The 18,349-nt window shown below is 71.9% G+C and carries 16 protein-coding genes; 8 read left to right on the top strand and 8 right to left on the bottom strand.

Going from position 1 to position 18,349, the window contains the following annotated elements:
• Nucleotides 1-99: 99 nt before the first annotated feature.
• On the top strand, nt 100-1,302 hold the full coding sequence (locus tag RGQ06_RS07965) for an acyl-CoA dehydrogenase family protein (RefSeq protein ID WP_432427101.1): 1,203 nt from the start codon (nt 100-102) through the stop codon (nt 1,300-1,302).
• Nucleotides 1,303-1,310: 8 nt separating this feature from the next.
• Here the strand turns inward: RGQ06_RS07965 and RGQ06_RS07960 are convergent, their stop codons facing one another.
• Nucleotides 1,311-4,199: a BTAD domain-containing putative transcriptional regulator gene (locus RGQ06_RS07960; RefSeq protein WP_432427102.1), complete on the bottom strand. Its 2,889-nt coding sequence runs from the start codon at nt 4,197-4,199 to the stop codon at nt 1,311-1,313.
• A gap of 140 nt (nt 4,200-4,339) precedes the next feature.
• On the opposite strand from RGQ06_RS07960, the gene RGQ06_RS07955 reads away from it, so the two are divergent.
• From RGQ06_RS07955 to RGQ06_RS07925, 7 genes are all read left to right on the top strand, one after another.
• Complete coding sequence (locus RGQ06_RS07955; protein WP_432427103.1) at nt 4,340-5,107, top strand: cell wall-binding repeat-containing protein; 768 nt, start codon at nt 4,340-4,342, stop codon at nt 5,105-5,107.
• Between the two features lie 620 nt (nt 5,108-5,727).
• A complete protein-coding gene (locus RGQ06_RS07950) occupies nt 5,728-8,151 on the top strand; it encodes a glycosyltransferase (RefSeq protein WP_432427104.1) in 2,424 nt (807 codons plus the stop codon).
• A gap of 38 nt (nt 8,152-8,189) precedes the next feature.
• Nucleotides 8,190-8,756 carry an OsmC family protein gene (locus RGQ06_RS07945; protein ID WP_432427105.1) on the top strand — a complete coding sequence of 189 codons (567 nt, stop codon included), beginning with the start codon at nt 8,190-8,192 and terminating at the stop codon, nt 8,754-8,756.
• A gap of 50 nt (nt 8,757-8,806) precedes the next feature.
• The gene (locus RGQ06_RS07940; RefSeq protein WP_432427106.1) at nt 8,807-9,415 is read left to right on the top strand and encodes a sigma-70 family RNA polymerase sigma factor; all 609 of its coding nucleotides are present in this window, start codon (nt 8,807-8,809) and stop codon (nt 9,413-9,415) included.
• Nucleotides 9,412-9,681 carry an anti-sigma factor family protein gene (locus tag RGQ06_RS07935; RefSeq protein ID WP_432427107.1) on the top strand — a complete coding sequence of 90 codons (270 nt, stop codon included), beginning with the start codon at nt 9,412-9,414 and terminating at the stop codon, nt 9,679-9,681. Before RGQ06_RS07940 ends, RGQ06_RS07935 begins: the two co-directional genes overlap by 4 nt.
• Nucleotides 9,678-10,838 carry a methyltransferase domain-containing protein gene (locus RGQ06_RS07930; RefSeq protein WP_432427108.1) on the top strand — a complete coding sequence of 387 codons (1,161 nt, stop codon included), beginning with the start codon at nt 9,678-9,680 and terminating at the stop codon, nt 10,836-10,838. The genes RGQ06_RS07935 and RGQ06_RS07930 overlap by 4 nt, the downstream gene beginning before the upstream one ends.
• Before the next feature lie 28 nt (nt 10,839-10,866).
• Nucleotides 10,867-11,640 (top strand): methyltransferase domain-containing protein, encoded by a 774-nt coding sequence (locus RGQ06_RS07925; protein WP_272483437.1) that lies wholly within the window; start codon nt 10,867-10,869, stop codon nt 11,638-11,640.
• Here the strand turns inward: RGQ06_RS07925 and RGQ06_RS07920 are convergent.
• From RGQ06_RS07920 to RGQ06_RS07890, 7 genes are all read right to left on the bottom strand, one after another.
• Nucleotides 11,621-13,042 carry a WS/DGAT/MGAT family O-acyltransferase gene (locus RGQ06_RS07920; RefSeq protein ID WP_432427109.1) on the bottom strand — a complete coding sequence of 474 codons (1,422 nt, stop codon included), beginning with the start codon at nt 13,040-13,042 and terminating at the stop codon, nt 11,621-11,623. The genes RGQ06_RS07925 and RGQ06_RS07920 overlap by 20 nt on opposite strands.
• Nucleotides 13,043-13,123: 81 nt before the next feature.
• On the bottom strand, nt 13,124-13,537 hold the full coding sequence (locus tag RGQ06_RS07915) for a PaaI family thioesterase (RefSeq protein ID WP_432427110.1): 414 nt from the start codon (nt 13,535-13,537) through the stop codon (nt 13,124-13,126).
• A 5-nt stretch (nt 13,538-13,542) separates the two neighbouring features.
• The gene (locus RGQ06_RS07910) at nt 13,543-14,475 is read right to left on the bottom strand and encodes a CHAD domain-containing protein (protein WP_432427111.1); all 933 of its coding nucleotides are present in this window, start codon (nt 14,473-14,475) and stop codon (nt 13,543-13,545) included.
• A 41-nt stretch (nt 14,476-14,516) separates the two neighbouring features.
• Nucleotides 14,517-15,560 carry a zinc-dependent alcohol dehydrogenase family protein gene (locus RGQ06_RS07905; RefSeq protein WP_432427112.1) on the bottom strand — a complete coding sequence of 348 codons (1,044 nt, stop codon included), beginning with the start codon at nt 15,558-15,560 and terminating at the stop codon, nt 14,517-14,519.
• Nucleotides 15,561-15,674: 114 nt separating this feature from the next.
• Nucleotides 15,675-16,613, bottom strand: a complete 939-nt coding sequence (locus RGQ06_RS07900; RefSeq protein ID WP_432427113.1) for an LLM class F420-dependent oxidoreductase — start codon at nt 16,611-16,613, stop codon at nt 15,675-15,677.
• A 62-nt stretch (nt 16,614-16,675) separates the two neighbouring features.
• A complete protein-coding gene (locus RGQ06_RS07895; protein WP_432427114.1) occupies nt 16,676-17,119 on the bottom strand; it encodes a hypothetical protein in 444 nt (147 codons plus the stop codon).
• 173 nt (nt 17,120-17,292) lie between these two features.
• Nucleotides 17,293-18,315: a TauD/TfdA family dioxygenase gene (locus tag RGQ06_RS07890; protein ID WP_432427115.1), complete on the bottom strand. Its 1,023-nt coding sequence runs from the start codon at nt 18,313-18,315 to the stop codon at nt 17,293-17,295.
• Nucleotides 18,316-18,349: the final 34 nt, after the last annotated feature.

Raw genomic sequence — 18,349 nt, 5'->3', positions numbered from 1 at the left:
ACGCCCCGCTCACGTGGAACCGCGAGTGCGGCGCGAGCGAGCTGCGAGCGCCGGGTCGCACTGTCTGCTCATCGAAGCCACACCGACACAGGAGCAGCCATGACCATCACCGAACGACGCGACACCGCCCGTGCCACGACCGGTCGCAACGCCCTCACCGACGAGGTGCTGGCCGGGTTCCGGTCCCGGGCCACCGTGGCCGACGACCGCAACGAGTACTTCCACGAGGACTTCGCCATCCTCCGCGACAGCGGGTACCTGGCCGCCGCGGTCCCCGAGGAGCTGGGCGGCTGGGGCGACGACCTCGTCACGCTGGGCACGACCCAGCGGCGCCTCGCCCGCTTCGCCCCGGCCACCGCGCTCGCCATGTCCATGCACCACTACTGGGTGGGCATCGCGGTGGAGTCCGAGCGCGCCGGCGACACCTCGCTGCGGTGGATCCTCGAGCAGGCCGTGGCCGGCGAGGTCTTCGCCGCCGGGCACGCCGAAGCCGGCAACGACTCGCCTGTGGTGATGTCCACGGCGACCGCCGAGCGGGTCGAGGGCGGCTACCGGCTGAGCGGGCACAAGCAGTTCGGGTCGAACGGCCCGGTCTGGTCGTTCCTCGGCGCCCACGCGCTCGATGCCAGCGACCCGGATCACCCCGTGGTCGTCCACGCCTTCGTCGACCGCGACGCCCCCGGCGTCACGGTGGTGCCCCGGTGGGACACGATGGGCATGCGCCCGTCGCAGAGCTACGAGACCACCCTCGAGGGCGTCTTCGTCCCCGACGACCGCATCGGCGCGGTGACCCCGGCCGGAGACCCCACCCCGCTCTTCGTGGCCGCCATGCAGCTGTGGTTCGTCGGGCTGGTCGGCAACGTCTACCTGGGCATCGCCGATCGCGCGCTCGAGCTGGCGGTCGCGGCGGCGACCAAGAAGACCTCGGTCGCCATCCCCCGTGGGACCTACGCCCACAACCCGATGGTCCAGCACCAGGTGAGCGAGATGTTCCTCGAGCTCGATGCGGCGTCGGCGGCCGTGGACCGCCTCACCGCCGACTGGGTCGCAGGGGTGGACCACGCCGAGCGCTGGGGTCCGATCATGCTGTCCACGAAGTGGCGGGCCGTCGAGGCGGCCAAGCGGGTCGTCGACGTGGCGCTCGACGTCAGCGGTGGCGGCGGCATGATGCGGGGCAACGAGCTGGAGCGGCTCTACCGCGACGTCCGCTGCGGTGGCTTCCACCCGGCGAACGACGCGCTCGTCCACGAGCTGGTCGGCAAGATCCTCCTCGGCGTCGATCCCGCCGGCCCGCGATGGTGAGCTGAACCTCAGCTGAGGAGCTCGAACGCCGCCGTCGCCTCCGCCGCGGCGGCGGCGTCGTCGAGCCCGCACCCCTCGGACACGAGCTCGGCGCAGCGCGCCGGACCCAACCGGCGGTCGAGCTCCTGGCGGACGGCCGTCAGCCGGCGGTCGTCGTCGCCGACGACCTCGTGGCCCACACCGGAGGCGGTCACCGCCCCGAGCAGGCGGGCCGCGTGCTCGTGCGCCCCGTGCCGGCACAGCAGCTCGGTGACCGTGCGCAGCATCGTGCGCATCGGTGATCGGACCCCCGCCCGCAGCCACAGCGGGAACAGCCAGCGGTACCGCTCGATCGCTGCCGCCACGTCGCCGGCGCGGACGTCGAGGGAGGCCAGCGATGCGCCGGCCACGCCCTGCACGAAGGGCGACCCGCCGGCTCGGGCCAGCTCGACCGCCCGCTCGAGGAGGACCCTCGCCTCGTCCGGGTCGTCGTCGAGGAGGCACTCACCGGCCGCGTACCAGCACCACGAGGCGGCGACGGCACCGGCGTGGGGCACGACGTCGCGCAGAAGACGGGCGACCTCGTCGTGGGCCTCGGGGAGGTGGGCGTAGGCGGCGGTGATCACGAGCGTGCCGCCGGCCTCGGCCTCCTGGATCCAGTCGAGCTCCTGGCCGGCGGCCGCAATGCCCTCCCGGAACCACTCCACGCCCTGGGCCAGCTCGCCCTTCGCCAGCGCCTCGACGCCGAGTGACGTGAGGTACTCGTACCCCGGCGGCGCCCCGGTTGCCTCCAGGGTGTCGCCGGCGCGCTCGAGGAGCGCCCGCATCCCCTCGAGGTCCCCGGTCTTCCACGCGCCGCGGGCCGCGATGGCGTACAGCTCGGCGCTGTCGGGGTGACCGGCGTCCTCGGCCAGCCGACCGGCGACCTCGCCCCAGGCGTTGAACTCCGGGATCATGCCGTTCAGCGCCGCCGTGTTCCCGGCCAGCACGATCCGGCGGGCGAGCTCGACGTCCGCGTCGGCGACGGCCGTGGCGACCGCGCGGCGCAGATCGGGGACGAGCTCGCGGATCCGTTCCATCCCACGATCGTCGTGACCGATGGCCATCGTGCGCTTCGCCTCATCGGCACGCGCCGTCACCTGCTGCGCGTGTCGCCGGGCCAACCGGGCACGGTCGTCATCGTCGACCTGCTCGAGCACGAAGCCACTGATCACCTGCAGCAGGCGGAACCGCTCCCCCACCCGCGCCACGAGCGACCGCTCGACCAGGTCGGCGAGGCGTTCGCGCACCTGGTGGGGCGATCGGTCGGAGACGAACGCGATGTCGTCGGCGTCGAACGCGCCGGCGAACTGCGCGGCCGCAGACAGGACGCTGCGGTCGTCTGCATCCAGCGAGCGGTAGGACCACTCGAGCGCGGCGGCGAGCGACCGGTGCCGCGGTGTGGTGCGGCGCCCGCCGCGGAGCACCGACGTCCCGGCTTCGAGACCTGCGACGATCTCCTCCAGCGAGAGCGAGCGCAGGCGGGCCGCGGCCAGCTCGATGGCCAGCGGCAGCCCGTCGAGGCGCTCGCACAGCTGGTCGACCAGCTTCCGGTTGCCGGCGTCGACCACGAACGACGGCTGGGCTGCTGCAGCCCGGTCGAGGAACAGCGCGGTCGCGGCCGCACCCTCCCCGTCGCAGGCCAGGGTGGGGACGGGGAACGTCCGCTCGCCGTCGACGGTCAGCGGCTCGCGGCTCGTGGCGACCACGGCGACGCCCTCCACCGACGTGAGCAGGCCCTCGGCCAGGGTGGCAGCGCCGTCCAGGACGTGCTCGCAGTTGTCGAGCAGGATCAGGGTCCGCTCGTGGCGCAGCACGTCGGCGAGCCGATCGACGGGGTCGACACCGGCGCGGGGCTCGACCCCGACCGTCGCCGCCACCGCGGGCACCACCTCGCTGTCGTCGGCGATCCCGGTCAGGTCGCAGAACCGCACGCCGTCGGGGAACTCGCCTGCCAGGCGGTGCACGAGCTCGACGGCCAGGCGCGTCTTGCCCACGCCGCCCGGTCCGACCAGGGTCACCATGCGATGCCGGGCGACCTGGTGCTCCAGGAGGTCGAGCAGGTCGTCGCGCCCCACGAACGACGACACCGGGCGGGGAACCCGGGGCCGCTGCTGGGCCGGCGGTGGAGCGGTCGCCGGCGCGCCGCCGGCGAGGAGCTGCTCGTGGTGCGCCGCCAGGTGGGCAGACGGCTCGACCCCCAGCTCCTCGGCCAGCACGCGGCGGTACGCGTCGTAGACGCGCAGCGCCTCGGCGCGTCGACCGGTGGCGTCCAGCGCCTCCATCAGCAGCTCCCGTGGCCGCTCCCGCAGCGGTGCTCGGGCCACGAAGGCCTCGAGATCGGGTGTCACCTCGTCGGCCCGACCCAACCGGAGCAGGGCGGCGAAGCGCTCCTCCATCGCCCTGCACCGCAGCTCGGCGAGGCGCTCGGCCTCGATCCGGCCGTCGTCGGTGTCGCCCAGCTCCTCGTACGGCGTGCCCCGCCACCGCCCGAGCGCCTCGTCCAGGGCGTCCAGCGCACCCTGCGGGTCGTCGACGCCGACCGCGGCAGCCGCCGGGACCGCCCGCTCGAAGCGGTGCGCGTCCACGGACTCGTCCGCGACGTCGAGCACGTAGCCGGATGCGCGGTGCTCGATCGCCAGATCCGAGAGGTGCTGGCGCAGCCGGTACACCTGCGACTGCAGCGACGCCCCCGATGCCGACGGCAGCTCGTCGGGCCAGAGCACCTCGGCCAGCGCATCGGCGGACACCACCTGACCGCGGTGGAGCAGCAGGGTCGCGAGGAGTCGACGCTGCAGGGCTCCCCGCGGGGTGACGTCGCCGTCGCCGGTGTCGACCACCTGCAGGGCACCGAGCACGTGGAAGGAGTACCGGTCCATACCTGCTCGCTGTTCGTCGGTGTTCTGACCCTACTGCTGCCACCGGTTCTGCAGCCGGGGTGTATCGGGACCGTCGTCGCCGACATCCGCGCACCCGCACAACTAGTGTCTCCCCAACTGACAACTTGGAGCGGGGCGACATGAGCGAAGACGGTCGATCTGACGAGCCGGTGGAGATCGCTGCCGCCGAGCCATCCGTCAACACGAACCGCAGGGCCCTGCTGTTCGGCGGGACTGCGGCGGTGGGTGCTGCCGCGTTCGCCCTGGGCGGGCGCAGCCAGGGCGGGTCGGCCGACCAGCTCCGCGCCTCGGCCGGAGGCCCTGCCAGCGTCGTTTTCGTGGCCCGAAACGACGTGCCCTTCGACGCCCAGACCGCTGCCGCGGCGGCCGGCAGGGCTGGTGTGCCGGTGCTGCTGACGTCCCCGATGGCCCTGCCGCCCGCCACTGCAGCTGCGCTGCTCGAGCTCGACCCGTCCCTGGTGATCATCGTCGGCGGTGCCGCCGCCGTGTCCCCGGACGTCGCGGCCGCGATCCAGGCGCTCGGCTTCCCCACGCAGCGCATCTTCGGCGGCGACCGCAACGAGACCGCAGCCGAGCTGGCCGAGTACGGCCAGACCCTCGAACCAGCGGCCGGCGCAACCGGCCCTGCCGGCCGCGATGGCACGGACGGGACGGACGGCGACACCGGACCTCCCGGGCCGACGGGAGAGACCGGTGCTGCGGGCTCGACCGGGCCCACCGGAGGCGCCGGTCCGACCGGTGCTGACGGATCGGCCGGGCCAACCGGTCCGCAGGGAGCAACCGGCATGACCGGCCCCGCCGGCCCTACCGGTCCCACAGCCTCCACGGAACCCGTCGGACCCACGGGCGTCACCGGTCCCACCGGCGCCACCGGCGCCACCGGCTGACCGACCCCTTGCCGGCGCACGGGACCTCCCGATCCGCGCGCCCGGATCCGAGGGAGCTCACCTTCGTCAGCTGCCTCTTCGATCTCGACCGACGGGAGGGTGGGCACCGATCGACGAGCACCGAGCGTCTGCAGCTCTCGTCGGACCTCGTGCTGTCGATGCCGGTCCCGCTCGTCGTGTTCGTCGATCGCCACCTTGCCGCGTGGGTCCGGTCTGTCCGTGCCCGGAGGCGGCTCGACCACCTCTCCGTGGTGATCGAGCGCGACTTCGAGGATCTCCTCGCTCATGATCGCCTGGCTGAGGCCATGTCGCTCTCGATGATCCGGAACGGTGATCCAGCCAAGGACACCGCACGGCATGCGGTCCTCACTTGGTCCAAGCTCGACCTGGTCGAGGAGACCATCGACATCCATCCGTTCGGCACCGCGAGCTACGCGTGGGTCGACCTGGGGATCGGGCACGTCGCCATCCCTCCCGCCGAGCCTCTGCGGGCACGGACGCGACCGACCGTGCATCAGCTCCGGCCGGTCTTCCCTCACGAGCTGGAGGACCGTCGGGGGTTCCATGGCGCAGAGCGGGGACGGATCGCCGGTGGCCTGATCCGTGGGGGCAGAACCGAGATGAGGGCACTGCGAGCATCGTTCAGCGACGAGCTCGACCTCGCTCTCAGCCTGGGCCGGCGTCCGACCGACCAGACGATCCTGAGCGCGCTCGCCGCCGCACGGCCTGACGCGTTCGAGTACAGCTTCGGCGACTACCGGTCCATCCTCCGCAACGCCGACGGCGTTCGAAGCGATCTGGCGGACGTGCTCGCCAACGCGGAAGACTGCCGTGCACACGGCGAGACACGCGCCGTGCGGGAACGCTGCGCAGCGGTCCGAGCTGCGATCGATGCGGAGCTCGTGCGGGTGGACGCCGCAACGGAGACCCGGCTTCGTGCGCTGGAGCGCGACGCTGCGCCACATGGGGGCGACGAGCCAACCGAGATCGTCCTGTGCATGATCGTCCGCGACGAGGCGCTCGTGCTGCGCCGGTGCCTGGAATCCGTCCGGGACCGCATCGACTCCTGGGTGATCGTCGACACCGGCTCGGTCGACGGCACCCCCGAGATCGTTCACGAGACGCTCGCCGGCATCCCCGGCGAGCTCCACCGCCGCCCCTGGAAGGACTTCGGAACCAACCGGAGCGAGCTGCTCGAGCTCGCACGTGGCACCGGGGAGTACCTGCTGCTGCTCGACGCCGACATGACCGTGGAGTGGGAGCAGCCACTCCCGGAGCTCAGCTTCGACGCCTACCACCTCCGACAGAGCGATGGTGGGCTCGAGTACCGCATCCCCCGCATGGTTCGCAGCGACCGGACCTGGCGGTACGTGGGGGCCACACACGAGTACCTCACGGCCGCCGAGGGCGCCCACACCTCGTCCCCGCTGGATGCGCTGCGCGTCGTGCACCACGCCGACGGCGGAAGCCGCACCGACAAGTTCGAGCGCGACCGGAGGCTCCTGGAGGACGCACTCGAACGGGAACCCGATGACCCCAGGTCCACCTTCTACCTCGCGCAGACCTACCGGGATCTCGGAGACCACGAGCGAGCGATCGAGCTGTACCAGCGCCGAGTCGCCCTCGGCGGCTGGGACGAGGAGGTCTTCTACGCGGCGTTCCAGGCGGGCGTCTTGGTCAGTGACGCCCACTGGGCTGCCGGTATGCCGCTGCTGTTCGACGCATGGGAACGTCGCCCATCTCGCGCCGAGCCGTTGTACGAGATCGCCGTGCGCGCTCGCGCAGCAGGGGAGATGGACGTCGCGCACGTCGCAACGACCCTGGGAGTCGACATCCCACGCAGTGAGGACGCGCTCTTCGTCCACACGTGGGTCTACGAGTGGGGCCTGCGCTTCGAGCATTCGGTCGCCTGCGCCCACGTCGGCGATCTCGTCACCGCTCGCCGGCTCACCGCTGAGCTCCGCTCGGACCTGGCCGTGCCGAACGACCTCGTTCCGTACCTCGAGCACAACATGCGGTGGCTCGACGACCAACCCGACGTCGCTGCCGCCGGCGGCGGGCCTGTGCCGTTCCGCAGGCGTACCACGGTCCCCGGTGTTCCGCTGCCGCTGCTCTGCACGCTCGCCCCTGGAACGAGCAGGCTTCCCGCCCCGAACGTGGGCGACCCCGCACGGCGGGAGATGAACCCGACCATCGCGTCCGACGGCGTCGGCTTCCGCGCCATCATCCGCTCGGTCAACTACGAGCTGGTCGACGGCCGCTACCGGATGCTGGACGACTGCGGGGCCATCACCACCGTCAACCACCTGGTGCAATTGGACGACCGGCTCCAGATCGTGGAGGCGGGCGAGCTCGACGACCTGGTGTCGTTGCCCCGCTTCCAGACCGGTGTGCGCGGTTTCGAGGACTGCCGGATCTTTTCGTGGCGCGGCACCTGGTGGGCCACCGCCACCAGTCGCGACGTCACAGCCGACGGCATCTGCCGCATGGTGCTGCTGGAGCTGGACGGCACCGCCGTTCGCGCGGCGACCCTGCTCGACGGTCCCGACCCGAAGCGACACGAGAAGAACTGGGCGCCGTTCGTGCGGGACGGTGCCCTGCACTTCCTCTACTCGGCCCATCCTGCAGTGGTCCTGCGCGAGCGAGGCGGTCGTCTCGAAGAGGTGGCGCGCACGCCCACCGACCGACGCTTCACGCACCTGCGCGGCGGCTCGCAGGGCCTCCCCGTCGATGACGGGTTCCTGTTCGTCGTCCACGAAGCCTGGGACCACCGAGGCACCCGGCGGTACGCACACCGCTTCATGACGCTCGGGCCGGACCTCCGGCCCAGCGGCGTCTCTGTGCCGTGGGCGTTCGCCCACGACGGCATCGAGTTCTGTGCGGGCCTCGCGATGCAGGGCGACGACCTGGTCCTGAGCTACGGCATCGAGGACCGATCGGCCGAGCTCATGACCGTGCCGCTCGCATCGGTCATCGAGATGATCGACCCCGTCCGTCGAACGGCCGACGTCGCTGCAATGGATCGGTCGTCGTCGTCGTCCTGAACAGGTGTAGGGACGAGAACGACTGATGGGGGGATCCCATGACCGAGACCGTGACCATCCGCAACGGCATCGACGTCGATCAGCTGCAGGCGACGATCGCACACGTCCAGGACGACGCCGCTGCCGCCAGCTTCACCTTCCGGGCCAGCAGCCAGTGGCAGGACGGCATGTTCAACATCGGCCGGATCGGGGCGTTCGACCACGCCGGCGAGACCGACGGCTCCCGCCACGAGCCCTTCACCATCGAGGGTGACGAACCGCCGGTGCTGCTCGGGGCCAACCGGGGGCCGAACGCCGTCGAGCTGGTGCTCCAGGCACTCGGGTTCTGCTACGCCGCCGGCTACGTCGCCAACGCCGCCGCGCAGGGCATCGACATCACGCGCATGGACTACGAGATCGAGGGCGACATCGACCTGCACGACTTCCTCGGCCAGCAGGGCCCTCGCCCCGGCTTCACCGAGATCCGGGCCACGGGCACCGTGTCGAGCCCGAACGCGTCGGAGGAGCAGCTGACCGAGCTGTGCCAGTACGTCCAGGACACCTCGCCGGTCCGCGACGTGCTGGCGAACGCGACCCCGGTCCGCACGACGCTCCGGGTGGTCTGACCCCTGGACAGCGGACGGACGGGGCCTCACCATGGGGAACGGGTGATTCGGTGCTCGGCGTCGACGAGCGAACGGAGCTGCAGCGGTTGTGCCGGCAGGAGCTGCCGGGGCTCTACTCGCTCGCCCGCCGGCTCGGAGGCGTCGACGCCGAGGAGCTCGTGCAGGACACCTTGGAGCGGGCGTGCCGCTCCTTCCGCTCGCTGCGCGACCCGCAGGCGGCGTGCAAGTGGCTCCGCACGATCCTCACCAACCTCTGGCGGGACCGCATGCGACGGGACGGACGGCTGCCCGACGAGGTGCCGGTCGAGGACGAGCGCGACTTCTCCCTCTACCGGACGCTCGAGGAGGAGGACCCGCTGCCGTACTCCGACACGCTGCACGTCGACTTCCTCGGCGCCTTCTCCGAGCACGACGTGCACGTGGTCCTGGAACGGCTCCCGTTGCGCTACCGCGCCCCGCTCGTGCTGCGGTACATCGAAGGCTTCGACGCCACCGAGGTCGCGACGCTGCTCGACCTGCCGGACGGCACGGTGATGTCCCAGCTGCACCGCGGTCGGCAGCGCTTCGAGCGCGAGCTGTGGTCCTACGCCCGGGAGTCGGGCCTGGTCGACGGCCTGGCCATGACGGCGGACGGGGCGACGGAGGGAACGAACGCATGACCGTGCACGAGCCGATCGGGTGCCACGAGGCGGTCGCCCACCTCTGGGAGATGCTGGACGGCCAGCTCGACGAGCTGGACCAGCGCCTCCTCGACCGCCACCTCGCCTGGTGCCTGCGCTGCTGCGGCGAGCTGGCCTTCGCCCGCGAGCTGCGCGGCATGCTGCGCGCGCGCTCGGAGGCCCCGGTCCCCGACGACGTCCTGCGCCGCCTGGAGACCTTCATCGATGACCTGCCGGCGCCGGCGACCGGGGAGGCGCCGGGATGAGCGAGGCCACCACATCCCCCGACCTGCTGTTCCAGGACGAGATCCGGGCCGCGGTCCGCGACGCCTACCGGGCGCTCCCTGCCGGCGCCGGACGCTCGGTCACCGACCGCTTCTACGACCGGCCCGAGCTGGACGGCCTGCCGGCATCGGCGCTCGACTGGGCGCTCGGGGTCGGGAACCCGGTCGCGCACGCGGCCCTCCAGCGCGGCGAGGTCGTCCTCGACGTCGGTTGCGGCGGGGGCATCGACACCCTGCTCGCCGCCCGGGCGGTCGGACCGACCGGCCGGGTCATCGGCCTCGACACCGTGCCCGAGATGTGCGAGCGCGCCGAGCGGAGCATCCGCGACGCCGGCCTCGACGACCGCTGCGAGGTCCACGTCGGCGACATGGAGGCCGTCCCGCTGCCCGACGGCGGGATCGACGTCATCATCTCCAACGGCGCGCTCAACCTGTCGCCCCGGAAGAGCCGCGCCATCGCCGAGATGGCACGCGTGCTGCGTCCCGGCGGACGGCTGTGCATGGCCGACCTCGTCGTGGACCGCGAGCTCCCGCCGGCGGTGCTCGCCAGCGACGCCGCCTGGGCCGGTTGCATCGCCGGCGCGGTCTCCGAGCGGGTGCTCCGCCGGAAGCTGGAGCGCCGCGGCTTCGCCGACGTGACCATCGAGCACGGGACGCCGTTCTCCGTCGACGACGTTGCCGCCTACCCGCTCTTCCCCGCCGACGTGATCGACCTCATGCACCGGCTCCTGCCTCCCGACGAGCAGGGGGAGGTGGCGACCGGCGTCGTGATCCGGGCGACCCTCGCCGGGATGCCGTCGCGAGCGGAGGTCGACGGGTCGGGTGTCGTCTCCCTCGCAGACGTGGCACCGGCGTCGGCCGAGGCGCCCGGCGTCACCGTCCGTCCGCTCAAGCAGGTGGAGGACGTGCACCTCAAGGTCCTCGACGTGGAGCCGGGCGGATCCACCCCGTTCCACACCCACGTCCACGCCCACGAGGGCGTCGTCATGACCGGCCGGGGCGCGCTGCGCCTCGCCGACGGGCGGCACCCGCTCGCCCCCGGCGACGTGTTCACCGTCACCCCCAATGCCGTCCACGCGATCGAAGCGGACGACGACGAGCCGCTGCGCTTCGCCTGCATGGACTGCTTCGTCGAATGACCACAGCCACGATCGAGAGGAGACCGACATGACCGACGACGTGATGGTCGACCGAGACCAGCTCCGAGACCAGGTCCGGGACAAGTACCGCATGGTGGCCACCGAGCCCGGCGGGGCGTACCACTTCCACACCGGACGACGGGCGGCCGCCCACCTCGGCTACCCACCGGAGGTGGTTGACGACCTGCCCGATGCCGCGGTCGAGTCCTTCGCCGGCGTCGGCAACCCGTTCGTGCTGCGGACCCTGGAACCGGGCGAGCGCGTCGTGGACGTCGGCTCCGGCGGTGGGTTCGACACCTTCATCGCCGCCGAACAGGTCCGACCCGAGGGTCGGGTGATCGGGGTCGACATGACCGAGGAGATGCTCGCCAAGGCGACGCGCGCTGCGGCCGAGCTCGGCCACCACCACGTGGAGGTGCGCGAGGGCTACGCCGAGGACCTGCCGGTGGAGGACGGGTGGGCCGACGTGGTGATCTCCAACGGCGTCATCAACCTGTGTCCCGACAAGCAGGCTGCGTTCGGCGAGATCTTCCGCGCGCTGCGGCCGGGCGGCTGGCTGCAGTTCGCCGACATCGCCAACGGCAACCGGGTGCCGGCGGAGGCGATGCGCGACATCGACCTGTGGACCGACTGAATCGCGGGCGGGCTGCCCCGTGCGGGCTGGCAGAAGATGCTCGAGGACAGCGGGTTCACCGACGTCGCCATCAGCGAGCCGTTCGACACCTTCGCTGGGGCGAGCGGCGAGGAGAAGGCCCGGAGCTTCGCCGTCTACGGCTACACGTTCATCGCCCGGCGCCCGTAGGGGCCGCCGCGCCTTCCTCGATGGACCGGCGCAGCTCCTCCACGCCACGCGGCACCGCGCCGGCGAGCACGTCGACGTCGGCGGCGGTGTCGCGGTCGCCGGTCACGCCGAAGGCGAGGTTCCCGTCGTAGGACAGGATGGCGACGCCGATCCGGACGCCGTGGGACAGCGGCACGTACGGCAGGTGCACCAGCATCCGGCGACCGAGGCAGTACAGCGTGAGCTGGGGGCCGGGCACGTTGGTCGTCACCGTGTTCACCGACCGCTGCGGCATCCGGGCGAGCAGCCGGGTCGCCGTGCGCATCACCGCGCCGACCACCATCGGCGGGGCCAGATCACCGAGGCGCACGACCACCTCACCGGCCTCGCTCATGTGCGACGCCTTCCGCTCCGCCATCTGCTCCTTGACCGCGTGCACCCGGGCCACCGGATCGGCCAGGTGGACGGGCAGCTCGAACAGGATCACCGACACCCGGTTGTCCGGCACGCCCCTGGCGTCCTCCGTGCGGACCGACACCGGCACGAGCGTGCGGAGCACGCAGTCGTCGGCGTCCTCGCCCCGGTGGAGCAGCAGGTCGCGGAAGGCCCCGGCGAGCACGGCGAGCACCACGTCGTTGATCGTGGCGTCCAGCTGCTTGCGGAGGGCCTTGACGTCGTCGAGCTCGACCACGGAGTGGGCCCAGTTGCGGTGCGGACCGATGCTGCCCTCCAGCGTGGTCGGCGTGGTCAAGCCCAGGTGCCTCGTGAGCGCGAACAGGCCGCGCCCGGTGTCGAGGAGCGAGGTCACGGCGCGCCCGGGATCCCGCAGCGCGCTCGGCGCCCGGGCCACCAGGCCGAGCCCGTCGGCCACCGCCTCCGACCAGGCGTCCAGCACCTTGGTCACCCCCGACGGCTCGGGTTCGGGTGACCACGCTTCGGGTTCGGGCAGCGGCGTGTCAGGCGCGACGTCGAGCAGGATGCTGAGCAGGTCCATGCCGGAGACGCCGTCGACCATGCAGTGGTGCACCTTGGAGATGATCGCCCACCGGTCGTCCTCGAGGCCCTCGACGAACCACACCTCCCACAGCGGACGCTCCCGGTCGAGCGCCTGGCCCATGAGCCGGGACATCAGCCGGCGCAGGGCAGCATCGTCACCCGGGGCGGGCAGTGCGGTGTGCCGGATGTGGTAGCCGAGGTCGAAGTGCGGGTCGTCGACCCACACCGGCCGACCCAGCTCCAGGGGCACGGTCCGCACGCGCTGGCGGTAGCGGGGGATCCGGTGGAGCTTGGACGCGACCATCGCGGTCAGCTCGGACAGCTCCGGCCGGGGACCCTCGAACACCGAGACCCCGGCGATGTGCATGTGGGCGATGCCGTCCTCCACGTGCAGGAACTCGGCATCGAGTGCGCTCAGTCTCTCCATCGTCCGACCGTACGAACGGAGGCGCGACGACGACAGGGACCGAGGACCCTTTCCGGCGCCGGGACGGCACCGATGGCCGCCTCAGACGGTGATGACGGCGAACGTGCCGGCGGCGGTCGCGACGAGGCGACCCTCGCCGTCGACGACCCGGCCCTCCAGGTGGGCCACGGCGCGACCTCGCTTGAGCACCTCGACATCGGCCACCAGGTCGCCGGCCGACGCGGGTCGGATGAAGCGCAGCTGCACGTCGACGGATGCGCAGTGCTGGCCCTCCGGGAGCATCGACATGGTGGCGCTGCCCATCGCGGTGTCGACCATGGCGAAGAGCACCGCGCCGTGCACGACGCCGTTCGGGTTCAGGTGCTGGGCGCCCACCTGCAGGGTCGCCCGGGCGTGACCTGCCTCCCCGGGCCCGACGTCCATCTCGAGGTAGCCCCGCAGCGGGAACTGGCCGTAGTCGTCGGCTTCGGACGCGGTGCCACTGGTCTCGGTCACGCCGGTCAGCCTCGCGCTTCGGGCCCACGACGCCGCGCCCGGGCCGCAGGCGTGGACCACGGGTCCACCAGCCGCGCGACCAGCGCGTCGACGCCGTCGCCGAAGACCTCCTCGCCGAGCTGCAGCGCCGCCGTTCGCAACGTCGCCTGTCGGGCACGGGCCAGCTCCACGATGCGAGCGGCGTCGACGTCGACCATCTCGTCCGTGCCGGCGCCCCGCTCGACGTGCTCGACCAGCACGGTCAGGTCGTGCTCGTCGCCGAGCAGATCGGACAGCTCGTCGAGCTGCTCCACGAGCGGACCGATGCCGTCGGGGTCGGCGGCCTCGAGCAGCCGGGCCTGGTACCAGAGGTACTTCACCCGCTTGCGCCACTCGTGCACCTGCTCGTCCCCGGCATCCTTCCGGCTCGCCTTCCAGGCCTTGCGACCGCGCGTCGCGCTCTTGGCCACGCCGCCCGCCACGGACTCGACGTCGATCGCGGCCCGCCACGTCGCGATCATCGCCCGGGCCGTCTCCATCCGACTGCGAGCCACGGCGATCCGAGGGTCGTCACTGTCGACCCCGCCCGTGGCCACCGATGCCCCGGCGCGGAGGTGGTCGGCGAGACGCTCGAGATCATCGGTGCCGTTGCCGTCGAGGGCGGAGATCAGATCCTCGACGGTGTCGACCAGGGCGTGGGCGTCCCGGAGGCTGGACAGCTCACGGGCACCGTCGCGCACCTCGGCGTTGATCGCGGCGTACGCATCCCCGAGGGCGGGGCGCACCAGCCGGATCAGGCCGCGCACCTCCTTGCCTCGCTTGCGGGCCTCGTGGACGTCGTCCTCCAGATCGGCGTGGGCGCCGACCTGGAGGCGGTCGATGGCGTCGTCGAGGCAAGCCAGCGCGACGCGGCGGAACTCGTCGACGAGCGGGCGATCGGGGTCGAGCCGGTAGGTCACCTTCGGTCCCTTCCCGACGGCCGCCCGCCGGTTGACGCCGCTCAGTCCCGGGTCACCACAACCTTGAGCGCACCGGTCTCCCCGGCGCGGGTGAACACGTCGTAGGCCTCCATGAAGTCGTCCATCGTGAAGTGGTGGGTCACGAACCGGCGGGAGTCGACCTGGCGGCTCGTCACCAGCTTCAGCAGCGTCGGCGTCGAGTACGTGTCGACCAGGCCGGTGGTGATCGTGACGTCCTTGATCCACAGCTCCTCGAGGTGGAGCGTGGCGGGCTCGCCGTGCACGCCGACGTTGGCGACGTGGCCGCCTGGACGGACGAGCTCGGCCGACAGCTCGAAGGTGGCGGGCACGCCCACCGCCTCCACGGCCACGTCGGCGCCGAGGCCTTCGGTGAGGCCGCGCACGACCTCCAGCGGGTCCTCCCGGTCGTTGTTCACGACGACGTCGGCACCGAACAACTTCGCCGCCTCCAACCGAGCGTCGACCTTGTCGATGGCGACGATGTGGGCCGGGCTGAAGAGCTTGGCGCCCATGATGGTGGCCAGGCCGATGGGTCCGGCACCCACGACCGCCACCACGTCACCGGGTGAGACCTTGCCGTTGAGCACGCCCACCTCGTACCCGGTCGGGATGATGTCGGCGAGCATCAGCAGCTCCTCGTCCGGCACGCCGTCCGGCGCCTTGTACGTCGAGGTGTCAGCGAAGGGCACTCGCACGTACTCGGCCTGGGTGCCGTCGATGAGGTGGCCGAGGATCCAGCCGCCCCCGCCGAGGCACTGCCCGTAGCGGCCCTCGCGGCAGAAGCGGCACGCGCCGCACGAGGTGATGCAGGAGACGAGCACCTTGTCTCCCACCGCGACGTTCTTCACGCCGGCGCCCACCTCCTCGACCGTGCCGACCGCCTCGTGGCCGAGGATCCGGCCGTCGGTCACGGCCGGGACGTCGCCCTTCAGGATGTGCAGGTCGGTGCCGCAGATGGTGACGGCGTCGACGCGCACGATGGCGTCGGTGTCGTCCTGGATGGTCGGCTTGGGTACCTCTTCCCAGTCCTTCTTGCCCGGCCCGTGGTACACGATGGCGCGCATGGCGCTCTCCTCTGGTTGTCCGTGACGTTTCCCCGATCGTCCGCCCCGGTGGGACGAAGGGCCAGGGTCCAACGTCATGGCGCCACAGAGCGCGCCGTCGCCGACGTCGTCAGGTCAGGTGCCGCGCAGCCGGGCGACGATGGGTGCTGCCGCCTCCATGGCGTCCTGTTGCACCACCAGGTAGCTCACGTCCCACCGCTCGCGCCGGGCCTGCAGCGACTCGACGATCTCGTCCTCGGTGCCGATCCAGGCCAGCGGGTAGTCGGCCACCTCGGCCGGGTCGAGGCCGAACATCGGCGCCAGCATCTCCATGGTCCCCTGGGCGTCGTCGGTGACCACGACGGCGAACACGAGCATGTTGAGCTCGATGTCGTCGTAGCGGTCCCCCGCCGCCTCGCGAACCCACGCGATCTTCTCGTCGGTCCGGTCCGCCGCACCGTTCTGCGCCGTCGGCGTGTCCACGCGCCCGGAGGCGATCTTGGGGTTGATGCCCACGATGTCGGCGTGCTGGGCAGCGAGGGTGAGGATCCGCTTGCCGCCGCCACCGATGAGGATCGGCGGGTGCGGGGTCTGCACCGGCTTCGGATACCCCTGGTAGCCGGTGACGTCGTAGTGCTCGCCCGTGAAGTCCACGGTGTCGCCGGCGAAGATCGCCTTGCAGACCTCGAGGCTCTCGGCCAGGCGGTCGATGCGCACGCCGGCGCGGTCGTGGGTGATGCCCGACTGCTCGTAGTCGGTGTTCATCCACCCGGCGCCGATGCCGAACTCCACCCGACCCTCGGACAGCACGTCGAGGGTGGCCACCTCCTTCGCCAGCACGACGGGGTGCTTGTAGTCGTTGGCGAAGACGAGCGTCCCGACCTTGAGGTCGGTGGTGGCGTCGGCGGCAGCCATGAGGGCGGGGACCGGGGCGAGCTGCTCACCGAAGTGGTCCGGCATCATCACGCTGTCGTACCCGAGCGCCTCGGCTCGTCGGGCGAGGTCCGCCCACTCCGAGGCGGACGCCGCGTTGGCCAGCTGGACGCCGAAGCGGAAGGGGCGGGGGTGGCTCACGGGGGCTCCTGGGGTCGGGGGGTCCGGGTCGGGCCGAACCTAACCGTGCCCGCAGGGCCGGTTCAGTGGACGAGCGGCGTGTCCGGTGCCAGGAAGCGAGGGGTCGCCTCCAGCACCGCCCAGTCCTCGTCGTCGAAGCCGAACATCGCGAGCGGGAAGAGCTCGAGCTCCTCCTCCTCGATGTGGGAGGCCAGCTCGAAGTACATCCGTCGATCGAACTTCCCGCTGATCAGCGCGGAGGCGAGGTCGGTGTGCTCCTGCTCGAGGGCGTCGGAGTGCTCGGGCTGCAGCCCGCCGGTCTCGACCAGCAGGGGGTACAGCGCCACCTCCTCGGCTTCGACGTGCACGGCGAGCATCTGCCCGAGCTGCTCCTGCAGCGGGCCGTCGGAGACGCCCGTCTCGCGGTGGCGCTCGCTCAGGGCCCACGCCACCTCCAGGATCTGCTCGTGCTCGGTGGAGAGCTCGGCGATGGCCCGGTGCTGGCGGCAGCTGCAGTGGTCGCACATGTCACCCGGGTCTAGCCGGGGGTCAGCGGCGCCGGGCAGGGACCATGGTCCCTTCCTTCCGGGCGGGCGTGCTGGCGCCGTCACAGCAGCGGTATACGTCTTGCATGGCTGGGCGGCGGAGCTCCGGCGGAGGAGCCGAGCCGCCCAGCCGTCGCGCGTCCAGGCGACGGCGCTCAGGCGGAGCCGGCGCGCATCCGGCTGGCCGACCGGTTGGCCTCCCAGTGGTTGCGGTTGGCGAAGTACGGCGGGCGGGTCTCGAACATGTCGGTCTCCAGCCACAGCCGCTTCAGGTGCCGGACCTTCCCGTGTTCCCGGTCGTCCTCGTAGGCCGTGCGCCCGTGGAGCACGTGGAAGTTGTTGATGAGCTGGATGTCGCCGGGGCGCAGGTCCATCTTCACGTGGTTGGTGGGGTCGTCGGCCATTTCCTCCACCGCCTTCAGCGCCTCGCGCTGCACGTCGGTGAGGCGGGGCGCGTCGTCGTGGCGCTGCGACGCCCAGATGTAGGGCGGGATGCAGCGCACGAACAGGCGGCCGTCCCACTCGGTGAACACGGGCACCTCGTAGAAGCCCTTGCCACCCTCGGGCTGCTCCCCCCGGAAGTCGTAGGGGAACGGCTCGTAGAGGGCGGCGGCCAGGTCGGGACGGTCGCGCACCAGCTGGTTGTGGATCCTCACCGAGTTGGCCACCGCGGAGAGCCCGCCGGACAGCCCGTTGTCGAGGCACAGCAGGCCGACCAGGTCGGCGCCGTCGCAGTGGAACGGCAGGGCGACACCGCCCAGCTGGTAGCCGCGGGCGGTCGGGTCGTCGGCCTTGCGGCCGTGGTCGATGACGTCGCCGAGCACGTGGCCGTCCTTGTTCTGCGCCCACGGCGACCCGAGGTGCGTGCCGATCCCCCAGTAGACGACCTCCATCTCGTCCTGGCTGTACGCCGACCGGTCGATCCCCCGGATGCGGACGAACCCGCGCCCGTCGATCAGCTCCCGCTCGACGTCGGTGAGCCGGGCCCCCAGCGTGGGCAGGGGGAAGTCGTCCTTCGTCAGGTCCAGCACGTCGTCGGAGCGCTCGAGCGCGTGGCGCAGCGCGGCGTCCAGCTCCTCGAGCTCGGCGGCGGTGAGGTGCTCGGTCCACACCTCCGCATCGCCGACGTCGTCCGACGTCCACTCGCACTGCGGTTCCAGGATGCGCGGCTCGGTCATGGGTCCCCCTTCGATCCGCCCCTCAGCGTGTCAC

The sequence above is a fragment of the Salinilacustrithrix flava genome, from assembly GCF_041228405.1.
GTDB classification, from domain to species: Bacteria; Actinomycetota; Acidimicrobiia; order Acidimicrobiales; family Salinilacustritrichaceae; genus Salinilacustrithrix; species Salinilacustrithrix flava.
The sequence above is the reverse complement of the archived record's forward strand: the minus strand, read 5'-3'. Positions and strand labels throughout refer to the sequence as shown.

Excerpts from the sequence above, each read along its gene's own strand:
- RGQ06_RS07965 (WP_432427101.1), top strand. The coding sequence starts at position 100 with ATGACCATCACCGAACGACGCGACACCGCCCGTGCCACGACCGGTCGC.
- RGQ06_RS07960 (WP_432427102.1), bottom strand. The coding sequence starts at position 4,199 with ATGGACCGGTACTCCTTCCACGTGCTCGGTGCCCTGCAGGTGGTCGAC.
- RGQ06_RS07955 (WP_432427103.1), top strand. The coding sequence starts at position 4,340 with ATGAGCGAAGACGGTCGATCTGACGAGCCGGTGGAGATCGCTGCCGCC.
- RGQ06_RS07950 (WP_432427104.1), top strand. The coding sequence starts at position 5,728 with ATGAGGGCACTGCGAGCATCGTTCAGCGACGAGCTCGACCTCGCTCTC.
- RGQ06_RS07945 (WP_432427105.1), top strand. The coding sequence starts at position 8,190 with ATGACCGAGACCGTGACCATCCGCAACGGCATCGACGTCGATCAGCTG.
- RGQ06_RS07935 (WP_432427107.1), top strand. The coding sequence starts at position 9,412 with ATGACCGTGCACGAGCCGATCGGGTGCCACGAGGCGGTCGCCCACCTC.
- RGQ06_RS07930 (WP_432427108.1), top strand. The coding sequence starts at position 9,678 with ATGAGCGAGGCCACCACATCCCCCGACCTGCTGTTCCAGGACGAGATC.
- RGQ06_RS07920 (WP_432427109.1), bottom strand. The coding sequence starts at position 13,042 with ATGGAGAGACTGAGCGCACTCGATGCCGAGTTCCTGCACGTGGAGGAC.
- RGQ06_RS07905 (WP_432427112.1), bottom strand. The coding sequence starts at position 15,560 with ATGCGCGCCATCGTGTACCACGGGCCGGGCAAGAAGGACTGGGAAGAG.
- RGQ06_RS07895 (WP_432427114.1), bottom strand. The coding sequence starts at position 17,119 with ATGTGCGACCACTGCAGCTGCCGCCAGCACCGGGCCATCGCCGAGCTC.
- RGQ06_RS07890 (WP_432427115.1), bottom strand. The coding sequence starts at position 18,315 with ATGACCGAGCCGCGCATCCTGGAACCGCAGTGCGAGTGGACGTCGGAC.